This is a genomic window from Nocardioides jensenii JCM 1364 = NBRC 14755, assembly GCF_001552535.1.
GTDB lineage: Bacteria > Actinomycetota > Actinomycetes > Propionibacteriales > Nocardioidaceae > Nocardioides > Nocardioides jensenii.
In genome coordinates this window covers 51,288-63,967 of sequence record NZ_BCRJ01000006.1, presented here as the reverse complement: position 1 = coordinate 63,967, position 12,680 = coordinate 51,288, and the positions used below count along the sequence as shown (strand labels likewise).

Below are 12,680 nucleotides of genomic sequence, written 5' to 3'. Positions count from 1 at the left end.
CTCAGGAAACCTGCACCGACCTGTGGCCGAGCCCTGCTTCAGGCGCGGTCGGGTCCGAGGCGCTGCAACAGGTCGGTCCGCCACGCCTCCGTCTCGGCGATCTGGTTGAAGGTGAACACGTGCAGGCCCTCGACGAACGCGGTGGGTGTGCCCAGCGCCGGTGCGCACCTGGCCAGGAAGCGCTCGCCGGTGAACCCGCCGGGAGCCGCGAGCCGGGCGAACGTGCCCTTGTGCTTGGCCAGGAACCGGGTCGACTCACCGACCCCGATGCGGGTCGCCATCGCGATCAGCTTGGTCCGGTCGACGGGACCGGGGATCCCCAGGAGCAACGGCGTGGTGATCCCGCGTCTCCGCATCCGCTCGAGCCACACCTTGATGGTGCCGGGATCGAAGGTGAGGTTGCTGACGATGTGCGTGGCGTGCCGGCGCTTGTCCCACATGGCCTGCACCGTCAGGTCGTCGCTGATCTGTGGGTGCGACTCGGGGTAGCCGGTGATGCCGACGTGGGCGAACGGCCGACCCAGCGCGACCAGATCTTCCAGCAGTGACAGGGCATCGGGGTAGTCGCCCGCCGGGTCGGCGTCACCGCCGGGCACGAACACCCGCGTGATGCCGGCGCCGGTCAGCCGGTCGCAGATCTCCTCGAGCTCGGGGCGTCCGCTGACCATGCGCGCGGCCAGGTGGGGCACGACGGCGTACCCGTGCCGGGTCAGACGCTCGGCCAGCTCGAAGGTCGCGTCCAGGCCCTTGTTCGGTGACGCGGTCACGGTGATCACACGGTCGAGCGGAACGTGCTCGACCACCTTCTCCTCCGTCGATGCGGTCGGCAGCACCTCGTACCTCGCCTGCTCGAGCAGGCGCCGCATCGTCTGGTTCCGCGTTCGCCCCCCAGCGTCCAATCTGTTGCGCATCGTGCACCTTGATTTCGTCATACGCACCACGGTGCCAACAGCGTAGACCCGCAGACCGGCCCGGAACAGACCTTCGGCCCGTCATCTTGCTGCGACTCGGAACGGTCAGGGGCGCAGGACCCGCTCGGCGATCCACGAGACGTCGTCGGCGGTCTCCGCAGGCGAGGCCGATGGCTGCATGACGTGGCTGAGCACCACGCGGACCACCATGTCGATCGCGGCGTCCAGCCGATCGGGTTCGATCACGACCTCGAAGGGCGCCACCCGCTCGTGCACGACGAGCTTGGCCACGCCGAGCAACGACTGCGAGTGCGTGGTCAACAGCGGTAGGAGCTCAGTGTCGGCACCGTGCGTGGCGGAGACGACGGCGTGGAGCAACGGGTTGTCCTCCGCGAACTCGAGCACCGCCCGGGACGCTCCACGGATCGCGGCCACCAGGTCGGTGGGGTGGTGGTCGAACGCGCGATTCACCAGGTCCAGGAACCGGGCCAGCTCTCCCAGGATCATCGCCTCGGCCAGGGCCGGCTTGGTGCCGATCTCGTTGTAGACCGTCTGCCTGCTGACTCCCGCCGCGTCGGCGAGCTTGGACATGGTCACCCACGCCCACCCGTGCTGCGTGGTCAGCTCCGCCGCCTTGTCGATGATGCGATCGCGCGTCGTGACCGGCTCGTCGTCGGGCTGCTCGTCACGGATCTGTGGGGCGGACGCCATGACCCCATCGTAGGTAAGCAGGGTCAACCGACCAGGCTCAGGGCCAGCACCGGGCACGAGTTCACCGCAGCCGTGAGCACCTTGCGGTGCTCCTCGCCCGGCTCCTCGTCGAGCAGGTGCATGACGTCGTCGTCATCGACCTCGAAGAAGTCGTGGGCCATCGCCTCGCACATGCCGAGGCCCTCGCACGTGTCGCGATCCACCTCGATGCGCATCACGCCACCGCCTTGTCGATCGGAACGAAGTCGACCTTCTCGCGCACACCACAGTCGGGGCAGCACCAGGAGTCGGGGATGTCGGCCCACGCCGTACCGGCAGCGAAGCCCTCGTGCTCGTCACCCGCGTCCACGTCGTACACGTAGTCACAGCCGGGGCATCGCGCAGCGAGCACCTCGTTGCCGACGCTGACGGCCAGGGCAGCGGCCTCGTCGTCACGGGCCCGGCGCTCGGCCTTGGCCTCGCTCATCGCGACGCCGTACTTGGCGAGCAGCTTCTCCTCCTTGCCCGGTTGGAGGTTCGCCAGGGTCAGGTCGCCGTCGAAGTGGGCGATCACCCGGGGGTCCATCACCCGACGCCAGACCGGCGGGAACAGGGCCAGCACGATCATCCCGGCATAGCCGGTGGGCAGCACCGGCGACTCCTCGAAGTCGCGCAGCGTCTGGTAGCGCCGGGTCGGGTTCGCGTGGTGGTCGCTGTGCCGCTGCAGGTGGTAGAGCAGCACGTTGGTGGCGATGTTGTTGGAGTTCCAGCTGTGGCTGGGCAGCACCCGTTCGTAGCGCTGACGCTCACCCGCGCCGACCTTCTGGCGCAGCATGCCGTAGTGCTCCATGAAGTTGACCACCTCGAGCAGCGAGAAGCCGACGATCGCCTGGATCACCAGGTAGGGAGCGATGCCGATGCCGAAGATCGCGATCATCGCGCCGAACAGCACTGACGACATCAACCAAGCGTTGAGCACGTCGTTGCTCAGGCGGAACGGGTGCTTGTTCTTGCGGGCGATGCGCTTCTTCTCCAGGTTCCACGAGCTCTTCAGCGAACCGATGACCGTTCGCGGCCAGAACTGGTAGAAGTTCTCACCGAAACGGCTGCTGGCGGGATCCTCGGGGGTGGCCACGCGCACGTGGTGGCCGCGGTTGTGCTCGATGTAGAAGTGACCGTAGAAGCTCTGGGCCAACGCGATCTTGGAGAGCCAGCGCTCGTTGGACTCCTTCTTGTGGCCGAGCTCGTGCGCGGTGTTGATGCCGATCCCGCCGATACAGCCGATCGAGATGGCCAAGCCGATCTTGTCGACCAGGCCGAGCGGCTCGTCGATCAGGCCGAGGGGGTTGCCGCCGCTGACCAGCCACATGGCGCCGACGAAGCCGGCGTACTGGATCGGAAGGAAGAGGAAGGTGATCCAGCGGTAGTACTTGTCCTTCTCCAGCTCCTCGATCACGTCGTCGGGCGGGTTGGAGCGATCGAGACCGGCGACGAGGTCGATGGCCGGGACCACGCCGAGGATCACGATCGGGCCCACCCAGAACCAGACGCCCCATCCGGTCAGGGCATACATGCCGAACGCGACGAAGGCGAGAGATGGCACGACAAGGCCGATCAGCCACAGGTAGCGCTTGTTGTCGCGCCACTTCTCGGTGGATCCGGCCGGGACGGTGCCCGCTGTCCTGGTCGCCATGGCGAACCTCCTCGTAAGGGACGCCGGGGTCGATGAGTCGTGTGATCGGCGTCGCTTTACAAAAAAGGATGCTTTGTACAGTCGCCGATGTCAAGGGGTCAGGCGTTCTCCTTGCGGAAGACCGAGGTGCCCCACCAGAGCGCGAGCACGAACAGCAGGGCCGCCCAGCCCACGCCCCACGCCATCGCGGAGGAGCCGAAGTCACCGACGAACGTGCCGCGCACCGCGTCGGTGATCCAGCGGAACGGCATGAAGTCACTGGTGTTCTCCAGCCACTTCGGCCCGAGCGTCATCGGCAGCATGATTCCCGAGAGCAGCAGCACCGGCATCATGATCATGTTGATCAGCGGCGCCATCACGTCCTCGCTCTTGGTGGTCAGCGCCAGGGCGTTGGACGCCGCGGCACAGGCGCCACCGACGCACAGCGTGAGCACGACGCCCACGATCACCCCGCCGACAGGTGCGCGCATGCCCATCCAGAAGCCGAGCCCGATCAGGATCAGCGCCTGCACCAGCAGCTGCAGCAGATCACGCATCAGTCGTCCGACCAGGAGCGCCGTACGGCTGGCCGGAGTGACGCGTTCGGCCTCGACGACGCCCTCACGCCACTCGGCGATCAGGCCGAAGCCGGCGAAGAAGGCACCGAACATGCCCAGCTGCACGAGCAGGCCGGGCACCAGGAACGTGTAGGGATTGTCGGTGGGCAGGTCGAACTGGGCGACCAGGGGCTTGAGCAACGGGCCGAACAGCACCAGGTAGAGCACGGGCTGGAGCACGCCGATCAGCACCCAGGCGGGGTTGCGCAGGTTCATCCGGATCTGGCGGCGGAAGACGATGAAGGACTCTCGCCAGAACAACGGGGTCATCGGGTGGCTCCTTCGAGCTCGTCAGTGGGTTCCTCGGCGTCCGCGCCCTCCTCGGCGGCCTCCGCATCGCGCAGGGAGCGGCCGGTCAGGGTCAGGAAGACGTCGTCGAGCGTCGGGCGGAGCACCTCGATCGAGTCGAGGGCGACCCCGCCGGCGTCGAGGTCACGCAACAGGCCGGGGACGACGCGGCCGGCGCGCTGCACCCGGCCGCGGACGTGGCGGCCCTCGACCTCGAGGTCGGCCGCGATCGAGCCCAGCTTGTCGCGGGCGACGGCGACCTGGTCGTCGCCGGCCACCTCGAGGTCGACCAGGTCACCGGAGACCTGGGCCTTGAGGTTGTCGGCGGTGTCGCTGGCCACGATCCTGCCCTTGTCGATGATGACGATGCGGTCGGCCAGGTGGTCGGCCTCGTCGAGGTAGTGCGTGGTCAGGAAGACGGTGACGCCCTGCTTCGCACGGAGTCCGGCGATGTGCTGCCAGAGGTTCGCGCGGGCCTGCGGGTCGAGCCCGGTGGTGGGCTCGTCGAGGAAGACCAGGTTGGGCTCGTGGATCAGCCCCATCGCGATGTCGAGGCGCCGCTTCTGGCCACCTGACATGTTCTTGGGCATCCGGCGCCACAGGCCCGGCAGGTCGAGCTGCTCGAAGAGCTCCTTGCCTCGGCGCTCGGCATCGCGGCGCGACATGCCGTAGAGCATGCCGTGGTCCATCACCTCGTCGCCGGCGATCGCGCTCGAGAACGTCGAGCCCGCTTGGGAGACGTAGCCGATGCTGCGGCGTACGTCCTGTGACTGGGTGGCCACGTCGAAGCCGGCCACGGTCGCCGTGCCGGCGGTCGGCTTGAGCAGCGTGGTGAGCATGCGCAACGTGGTGGTCTTGCCGGCGCCGTTGGGGCCGAGGAACCCGACCACCTCGCCCTCGGCCACGTCGATGTCGACACCGTCGACGGCGCGCACCTCGGTCTTCTTCTTGCCCTGACCCGTGTGAAAGGTCTGCACGAGTCCTCGTGCATGGATCATCTGGTCTCCCGCTCCTGAGGTGGTGTGTTCAACATTGAATAGAGGCAGTGTTCGGCACGGAACACGTCCTCGTCAAGGCGATTAACCCCTCGGGCGTGCGAGCGGACGAGAGACCGCCGACATGCACGTCGGCGACGGCTCGTCAGCACACACCGAGCTCCAGGACCATGGTGCCGTCAGGAAGGATCGCCATCGCCCTTTCGACCAGGTCGGCCTTCGTGGCGAGGGCTCGGTAGTCCTCGACCGATCGTTCGCGACCGCCCAGGACGGTGACCATGTAGAGGTCCATCAACGGCGCCAGGCTGTCCGCGGACAGCGGGCCCGTGGACTCCGGGGCGCTGCTCAGAGTGCGCTCGACGACGAGGATCCGCCCGTCGGCGACGATCGCCTCACGGCAGACCGTCAGGATCCGCGCGGCCGCCTCGTCACCCCAGTCGTGGAGGATGTCACGCAGGACGACGACGTCCGCGCCGGTCGGCACGGAGTCGAAGAAGTCACCCGGAACGACCCGCATGTGCGCCCGCCGCCGGGCAGGAACGCCCTCGACGGTGGCGGGCGTGTCCATCAGGATCCCCTCAGCGCCGGTGGCCGTCGTCAACCTCTCCAGGAACGCGCCCTCGCCTCCGCCGACGTCCATGATGACCGCCTCCTCCGGGACGTCGATCACCCGCAGCAGGCTCTCGATCGACAGTTCGAGATCGTGCTCCTGCGACTCGTGGAACAGTCGTCTCAGGCCGGCCTCGGAGTCCAGCGCCGTGAACAGATCGACGCCGTGGGCCACCTCGAAGGCCGGCCTTCCGGTTCGGACCGACTCGGTCAGCGCGGACCACGCGCGTCCCATCGGACCCCCGGCCAGCAGCGCGCTCGCGTACGCCGATCCCGGCACGCCACGCCTCAACGCCGCCCCGAGACTGCCCAAGGAGAACCGATCGCTGACCGAGTGGTGGCAGACCACGTCGAAGGGAACCAGGGCGCGGAGCAACTGGGTCAGCACCTGCGGATCGGCGTCCAGGGCGTCCGCGAGCTCGTCGCCGGTCATCGGCCGACGGTCCAGCAGCTCGGCCACACCGAGCTCGGCGAAGGTCGTGAGACTCTGCGAGAGCAGCTTGCCGATCAGCAGCGCACGCACGCCGCGAGCGGTGTCCAACTCGGCCGGTGCCGGTGGCGTCGTCATGACGGCCTCACGGAGTCAGGGTGGGCGTGCATTGCCGCGGCGTACGCCGTCCGCAGCGAGGCGTCACGCACCCGGCCGGTGTCATGGTGCCTGCCGAAGCGACGCCTGTACTCCTCGAACATGCGCCGGTCCTCTCCCAGGAAGAGGATGTCGTGCAGCGCCATGAAGCGCACCGCCAACAGCGGGACCGGGGATCGGGAGACCCGGAAGCCGCTGTTGCGGATCGCCCGCTGGTCGCAGTCCTCGTGGAACTGCCCGACCATGAGTCCCCGTCTCACGGCGCTGGCCTTCAGCACGGAGTAGGTGGCATCGAGGTTCGCCCGGCCCGAGCCGGTCAGGCACGGCAGCACCACCAGGACCGATCGCAGCAGCCGCTTGCGTTCCGGTACGGCGGCCGACGCGAACTCGTTGACGTGAGCCATCAGCGACGCGACCAGCTCGTCGACCTGGTGTCCCGTGACCGCGTAGTCGAGCCGAATCATCATCGAGCCGGCGTCGATCGAAGGCGCGACGAACGGGCACACGGCTCCGGTGCGACCGATCTCGGAGTGGGGCTGGGCGACGTAGTCGCTGAGCCAGCGCTCGACCTCGCTCAGGTCAGAGATGATGCGGGACAGCGGGACATCGGCCGCCGAGACCGTGATCCCCCGTCGGTCACCGCCCTCCTGCTCGAGCGTCTCGAGCAGGGGCACCTGGGCGGTCACGAGACGAGAGGTCGATCGGAGGCGACTCCGGCCAGGTCGACCGCCGCTGCGCCCACGGGCGTGGCCAGCCTGGAGCCACCCGCCATCGCCGGCAACCCGCGCTGGAGCACACTCATTCGATGCTTGACCGGCCCGAGCACGGCGACCAACTCCTCGATGATGCGCGTCGGCTGGCACGTCGTTCCGCAGGTGAAGGCGTCCACGAAGAGCGAGCCCGCGTCCGGATAGGTGTGCACGGCCACGTGCGACTCGGCGAGCAGGAACATCGCCGTCATTCCAGCGGGATCGAACTCCTTCACCGAGACGTCGCACAGGGTGGCGTTGCTGGCGCGGATCCCCTTGCGCAGGGCCTCGAGCACGAGAGCGTTGTCACGCACGGTCAGGTCGTCGATGTCGTAGATGTCGGCGAGCACATGCGTGCCCAGGAAGCTGTAGTTCAACGTTCTTCCCCCCAATGAAGCGTCGTTGTCGCCAGCTGTGCGCACACGGCGAGGCGTTGCTCGACGACCGTCTCCGACGGCCCGGTGACGATGTAGCTCAGTGCGGTGTCGATGCTCGAGGCGGCGGCGGAGGCCGTCCGATCGAGCGTGACGTCGACGTGGTGTTCGCAGACGTAGTCAGGAAGTGGTTGCTCCTCGATCCCCAGGAGCCTGCCGGACTTCGGTGGCACCAGCAGGAACCCGAACCTGTCCCCGTCGAGGGCGAGGGCCTCGACCTCGGGGTCGAGACCGGACTGTTGACGCAACCAGGCCCGTGCCGGGTTCACACCGGTCCGAAGGGTGAGTGCCTGAGGGATGTGTCCCCCGCCGAGCCGCGCGGCAACCTCGCAGAAGTAGAGCTCCTTGGTGTCGGCGTGCTCGATCACCTCAAGGTGGAACATCGACCACGGCGTCTTCGGCATCGTGGCCGCCACCGTGTCCGCGAACTCCACCAGCCTCTCGGCCAGTGGCCCGTCGTCGAGCTGCACACTCCCCAACGGACGAGCTTCCAGGTAGGCGAGCGGCGTGTCGACGTACTTCGAGGGGCAGGCCCAGAGCACCTGACCGCTCTCCATGACCCCGTCGACGTGGAAGACGGCCCCCGGGACGAACTCCTCGAGGAGCAGGTCGTCGTAGGGACGGTCCGACAACTGGTCGCGGAGCGCCACGGCGTCGGCGACGACCCGTACGTCGGTGGACGCGTACCCGAAGCGAGGCTTGACCACGATCGGCCAACCGACCCGCTCGGCGAACCGTTCCCCATCCGCGGCGTCGGTCGGCGTGTGGTGTGCGGGAACCGTGACGCCCGAGACCTGTGCCTTCATCGTCGCCTTGTCGCGAAACGCCAGTGCTGCCGAGGCATCCAGGCCGGGGATGCCGAATTCGGCACGCACCTGTGCCACGCGGAGGATGTCCTCCTCGGTGACGTGCACGATCGCGGTGACACTCTCGCGGCGACACAGGTGACGAAGGACCTCGATCACGTCCGGTGTGGAGCTGTAGTCCTCGACGGCCACGACTTCCCGGGCGGCGCCCTGGTAGCCGGCGGCCCTCTCGGCACTGGTCACGATCACCAGGTCATCGGCCACCTCGCCGAGCCAGTCCCCCAAGGGTGTCAGCTCCACCGGCACCCGGCAGCAGACGATGATCATGCGACGCTCGCCGCTTCGGCCACCGCCGGAACCCGGCCCGAGGACGCGGCCCTGGCGAGCAGGGGCACGCTCAGGAAGATCGCCACGGCCATCACGCCGAAGTAGAGCATCGCTCCGCTGCCCAGCAGGGCACCGCCGGTAATGGGCCCCAGGAAGAACCCGAGATAGCGCAGCTCACCCAGGCCGAAGTACGCCCCTCGCCGGCTCTCGTCGGCGAGCTCGTGGATCGCAATGTCGGGCATGGGGAGCAGGATCGCCTCGCCCACGGTCCAGAAGAAGATGCCGGCGTACAGCAGCGCCGGGTGGATCGGGAGCGCGGCGAAGAGGAGCAGGCCGACGGCGAACCCGACACATCCCGTGACCACCAGGGCGCTGCGTGACATGCGCTTGCTCGCCCACTCGATGGGGGCCTGCAGCACGATCGCGAGCACCGCATTGGCGATCAGGAGAGCGGCGAAGTAGCCGACGGCGGACTCTCCCTCCTCCCGGTCGATGAACACCGGCACGATCGAGTCGATCTGGGAGAAGACGAAGAACGTCACCAGGCCGGCACCGATGGCCGCGAGCAGACGACGGTCCCGGGCCACCTCCGCGAACCGGAAGGTGCCCAGGTCACCCGTCCCGGGCTCACCCTCCAACGCGCTCAGGGTCTCTGCCTGGGAGAGCACCAGCGCGGCGTAGCCGAGCAGCAGGACGCACGGCAGGCTGAAGAGATAGACCGGGCCGGCCAGATAGAGCAGGCCACCGATGGCCGGGCCGACGATCGCGCCCAGACACAGCGTGATGTAGCGGACCCGGAACAGCCCCCCGCCCTCACCCGCGGCGAGCGAGAGCAGCTTCTTCGTCGCGGGCTCCACGAAGAGACGCCCGACGCCGATCAGCACGATCAGGGTGACGATGACCCAGGTCTGGTCGACGATCGCCAGGCCGGCGTACACCCCGGCGTAGATCACGAGACCGAACACGATCCAGCGCACGGCGCCCGTGCGGTCGACGATGATGCCGCCGACCACTCCGCCGACTGCGGCGACCAGGGCGACGGAGCCGACCACGGCACCGATCACCGGCAGGCTCAGGTGGCTGTTGGCAGAGAGATACAGGGTCAGGAAGGGCGCGGCGGAGAAGAACGCGATCGCGTTCAGCAGGCTCCCGGCCACGAGGATTCGAACCGCACGCTTGTGTGCCGGGTCGGTGATCGGAGCGCTCGAGTCGTTCACCGACTGACCCCCGCGGGAACGCGGCCGATGTCGAGCAACGGCAGGTCCATCGCCCGGTTGCCGTCGGTGATGCCACGGATCTTGCTCTTGTGGTCGACGAAGTCGTCGAGGATCCGTTGGTCGGACGCCGGCGACAGGTGATACATCATGTTCACGTACCAGAGCCAGCCCAGCTCGGTGATCTGGTACTCGGTGTCCTTCTCCACGACCAGCCCCTCACCGATCAGGTCACCGAGCTTCGTCATCACCTCGGCCGGCACCTTGTCCCACTCCACGCGGCCCTTCTCCAGCCACCCGAAGTAGGGCAGCCGGAAGACGATGCCCTTCTCGTAGGGGATGTCGTCGGCGACGGTGACGTTGATCTTGAAGTCGTTGTGGTCCAGGAGCGACCGGGTGTAGGTCGCCCGGTTCTCGTCGTTCATCACCGTGTAGACGCCGGTCTGGGAGATGGCCGAGTTGCCGAAGCCGATCAGGTCGTCGTCGTAGTGCGCCCAGAAGAAGCTGTTGTAGACGTTCGTGTAGTCGCGGGAGACGAAGGTCGACGCGAAGTCCTGACCCTCCGGGACCCGGTAGAAGCCGTTTCCGTTGTGCTGCTGGAATCCGCAGGCACGGATGTACTCGTTGAGATACACCGAGTAGGCCATCTTGGTCATGAAGCTCAACGGCTGCAGGTCGCGCCGCACGTAGCCGTGGTGCAGCGAGGCCTGCGTGACGACGTTGGTGATCGGGTAGAACTCGATGGTCTCGGTGCCGAGGTCCACGGCCCGCTGGATCTCGGTCGAGAGCTGCTCGATCGTCTGACCGTGCATCCCGTAGATGATGTCGAAGCTGGTGTAGTCGAAGTAGCTCTTCAGCAGCTCGGCCGCCTCGTAGGTCTGATCGAGGGTTGCGGTGATGTTGAACAGCTCGCGGTAGACGGGATCGAAGGTCTGCAGACCGAACCGCGCCTTGTTGACCCCGATGTCGCGCATCGCGACGACCTTCTCCTCGTCGATGCTCTTCACCTCCATCTCGAAGGTGAACTCCTCCAGCGCCGACAGGTCGAAGTTGTCGTGGATGGCAGCCCCGATGCGACGGATCTGACCGGCCGTGAGAGTGGTCGGCGTCCCACCGCCGAAGAAGATCGCGGTGATCGGACGGCTCGTGATCGACTCGTAGGCGGCCTTGATCCGGATCTCCTTGATCAACGCCTGGACGTAGAGCTCGATGGCTTCGTCGCCCGGCGCGCCGAGCCCACGATTGAGGGTGCAGAACGTGCAGATCGTCTCGCAGAAGGGGATGTGGAAGTAGAGCGCACGGTTGCGCACCCGGCTGACGTCCACGGCCCCGAACAGCTTCTGATGAGTGATGACGTCCAGGTCCTGACCCTTCATCGGGTAGAGCCAGTTGTAGACCGGGAACTGCTCGTCGAACTTGATGAACGACTTCTTTCCCGAGATGAGGTTAACCATGCGTTGAGATCTCCATTTCGATTGTCTTTCGAACGTTCTCGTGCACCCGTAGAAGGTCCTCGACCGTGTCGGCCGAGACCAGCGCCTTGCCGAACAAGCTGTTCAGATCCGTGGTGACCGGGACTCGGTCGCCGACCTGGTAGTTGAGGTGGAGGGCATCCACCTGGGGAATCCCGGCGACCGCGTCCGCACCGCGCAGGGACTCCAGCCGGCCCTCGAGGCCGTCGTTGCGCAGGCAGCAGATGCCGAGCCTGGCGTCGAAGTGCGGGAGCTTGTCCCTCGTGGTGAGCGAGGCCGGGTCGAGGAAGGCCGACACGGTCTCGTCGTACGCGTCGAACCCGCTGTGCTGCGCCCAGTGATCGGTCATCCGGGCGCCCGGGAGTCGCGCGCCGACCTCGATCAGGCGGACGCCGTCGGCGGTGACCTTGACCTCGGTGTGGCTGGGGCCGATGCAGACCCCGAACTCGGTCAGGATCTGCTGCACGGCTCGTACGACGCCCGCCCAGTCGGCGTCCTCGGCGGTGATCTGGATGAGGTTCCAGTAGGGCTGGTCGTAGGGCCCCTCCACCGGCTGCTGGTACTCCCAGATGTCGAGCACGTGGTGCTCGACCCCGTCACTGAAGCAGTTCACGGCGAGCTCGCGGCCGGACAGGTACTCCTCGACGACCCAGCCACTGATCCGGTGACCGAAGATGTCGCGGCTCTGCGGCGAACCCAGCAGGCGACGGGCGTCGTCCGCGTTCCGCAGAACCTGCACACCGTGCGCGGCCGCACCCGAGGTCGGTTTGATGATCGCCGGGAACCCGATTCGCTGGGCGGCCAGGAACAGCGCGTCGGGCCGGGCGGCTTCGGATCCGCCCGGCACGACCTCGAACCGCGGCACCGGCAGTCCCACGGCGCGGGCGTGGTTGCGCATCGCATCCTTGTAGCGTCGAGCCGGAGCCGTGGCGGGGTCGTTGCCGGGAAGGCCCAGCGCATGCGCCACGCCGTCGGCAAGGGCGACCCCCGGCTCGGTGGCGGCGACGACGGCGTGAACGGGGCGTTCGACCAGGGCAAGGATGTCCGCGACCGAGCTCGCATGCACCACCGCGTGAGTGCCGTTGCGGCGCTCCCGTGCCACGGCGTCGAGGACCTCGGCTCCCAGGGTGTAGACCGCGGTGACGGCGAACCCACGCTGGTGACAGGCGCGAAGGAAGCCGTCCCCCGTGAGCACAGGGTCGATCAGCACGACATGCTGGCGGCCCGAAAACGCCATAACCCTCTCCCCGAGTCTCAGGTCCCCCGATGGACCCGGCACGGGGACGCTAGCGTGCGCCCACAGGGCGACG

The 12,680-nt window shown here is 67.5% G+C and carries 13 protein-coding genes; all 13 read right to left on the bottom strand.

Going from position 1 to position 12,680, the window contains the following annotated elements; translation table 11 throughout:
• Positions 1-38: 38 nt before the first annotated feature.
• On the bottom strand, positions 39-866 hold the full coding sequence (locus NJ4_RS03530) for a methylenetetrahydrofolate reductase (RefSeq protein ID WP_217996736.1): 828 nt from the start codon (positions 864-866) through the stop codon (positions 39-41).
• Positions 867-1,016: 150 nt separating this feature from the next.
• Complete coding sequence (locus NJ4_RS03525; protein WP_082748144.1) at positions 1,017-1,622, bottom strand: TetR/AcrR family transcriptional regulator; 606 nt, start codon at positions 1,620-1,622, stop codon at positions 1,017-1,019.
• Positions 1,623-1,645: 23 nt separating this feature from the next.
• Entirely contained in the window at positions 1,646-1,837 is a 192-nt protein-coding gene (locus tag NJ4_RS03520; RefSeq protein WP_067430263.1) for a ferredoxin, read from the bottom strand.
• Entirely contained in the window at positions 1,837-3,294 is a 1,458-nt protein-coding gene (locus NJ4_RS27120; RefSeq protein ID WP_067430260.1) for a fatty acid desaturase, read from the bottom strand. The genes NJ4_RS03520 and NJ4_RS27120 overlap by 1 nt, the downstream gene beginning before the upstream one ends.
• A 98-nt stretch (positions 3,295-3,392) precedes the next feature.
• On the bottom strand, positions 3,393-4,160 hold the full coding sequence (locus tag NJ4_RS03510) for an ABC transporter permease (RefSeq protein ID WP_067430257.1): 768 nt from the start codon (positions 4,158-4,160) through the stop codon (positions 3,393-3,395).
• Positions 4,157-5,176, bottom strand: coding sequence for an ATP-binding cassette domain-containing protein (locus NJ4_RS03505; RefSeq protein ID WP_067430254.1), 1,020 nt, complete (start codon positions 5,174-5,176; stop codon positions 4,157-4,159). Before NJ4_RS03505 ends, NJ4_RS03510 begins: the two co-directional genes overlap by 4 nt.
• Positions 5,177-5,318: 142 nt before the next feature.
• Entirely contained in the window at positions 5,319-6,350 is a 1,032-nt protein-coding gene (locus NJ4_RS03500; RefSeq protein ID WP_067430251.1) for a methyltransferase, read from the bottom strand.
• Complete coding sequence (locus tag NJ4_RS03495) at positions 6,347-7,054, bottom strand: DUF6875 domain-containing protein (RefSeq protein ID WP_067430248.1); 708 nt, start codon at positions 7,052-7,054, stop codon at positions 6,347-6,349. Before NJ4_RS03495 ends, NJ4_RS03500 begins: the two co-directional genes overlap by 4 nt.
• Positions 7,051-7,494, bottom strand: a complete 444-nt coding sequence (gene speD / locus NJ4_RS03490; protein ID WP_067430245.1) for an adenosylmethionine decarboxylase — start codon at positions 7,492-7,494, stop codon at positions 7,051-7,053. The genes NJ4_RS03495 and speD overlap by 4 nt, the downstream gene beginning before the upstream one ends.
• Entirely contained in the window at positions 7,491-8,684 is a 1,194-nt protein-coding gene (locus tag NJ4_RS25900) for an ATP-grasp domain-containing protein (RefSeq protein ID WP_067430242.1), read from the bottom strand. Before NJ4_RS25900 ends, speD begins: the two co-directional genes overlap by 4 nt.
• Positions 8,681-9,901 (bottom strand): MFS transporter, encoded by a 1,221-nt coding sequence (locus tag NJ4_RS03480; protein WP_217996734.1) that lies wholly within the window; start codon positions 9,899-9,901, stop codon positions 8,681-8,683. The genes NJ4_RS25900 and NJ4_RS03480 overlap by 4 nt, the downstream gene beginning before the upstream one ends.
• The gene (locus NJ4_RS03475) at positions 9,898-11,352 is read right to left on the bottom strand and encodes a coproporphyrinogen-III oxidase family protein (protein ID WP_067430239.1); all 1,455 of its coding nucleotides are present in this window, start codon (positions 11,350-11,352) and stop codon (positions 9,898-9,900) included. The genes NJ4_RS03480 and NJ4_RS03475 overlap by 4 nt, the downstream gene beginning before the upstream one ends.
• Positions 11,345-12,607 carry an ATP-grasp domain-containing protein gene (locus NJ4_RS03470; protein WP_067430236.1) on the bottom strand — a complete coding sequence of 421 codons (1,263 nt, stop codon included), beginning with the start codon at positions 12,605-12,607 and terminating at the stop codon, positions 11,345-11,347. The genes NJ4_RS03475 and NJ4_RS03470 overlap by 8 nt, the downstream gene beginning before the upstream one ends.
• Between the last annotated feature and the right edge of the window lie 73 nt (positions 12,608-12,680).

Bases quoted from the DNA above. Each gene is read 5' to 3' on its own strand.
- NJ4_RS03530 (WP_217996736.1), bottom strand. From the start codon at position 866: ATGCGGCGCCTGCTCGAGCAGGCGAGGTACGAGGTGCTGCCGACCGCA.
- NJ4_RS03525 (WP_082748144.1), bottom strand. From the start codon at position 1,622: ATGGCGTCCGCCCCACAGATCCGTGACGAGCAGCCCGACGACGAGCCG.
- NJ4_RS03520 (WP_067430263.1), bottom strand. From the start codon at position 1,837: ATGCGCATCGAGGTGGATCGCGACACGTGCGAGGGCCTCGGCATGTGC.
- NJ4_RS27120 (WP_067430260.1), bottom strand. From the start codon at position 3,294: ATGGCGACCAGGACAGCGGGCACCGTCCCGGCCGGATCCACCGAGAAG.
- NJ4_RS03510 (WP_067430257.1), bottom strand. From the start codon at position 4,160: ATGACCCCGTTGTTCTGGCGAGAGTCCTTCATCGTCTTCCGCCGCCAG.
- NJ4_RS03505 (WP_067430254.1), bottom strand. From the start codon at position 5,176: ATGATCCATGCACGAGGACTCGTGCAGACCTTTCACACGGGTCAGGGC.
- NJ4_RS03500 (WP_067430251.1), bottom strand. From the start codon at position 6,350: ATGACGACGCCACCGGCACCGGCCGAGTTGGACACCGCTCGCGGCGTG.
- NJ4_RS25900 (WP_067430242.1), bottom strand. From the start codon at position 8,684: ATGATCATCGTCTGCTGCCGGGTGCCGGTGGAGCTGACACCCTTGGGG.
- NJ4_RS03475 (WP_067430239.1), bottom strand. From the start codon at position 11,352: ATGGTTAACCTCATCTCGGGAAAGAAGTCGTTCATCAAGTTCGACGAG.
- NJ4_RS03470 (WP_067430236.1), bottom strand. From the start codon at position 12,607: ATGGCGTTTTCGGGCCGCCAGCATGTCGTGCTGATCGACCCTGTGCTC.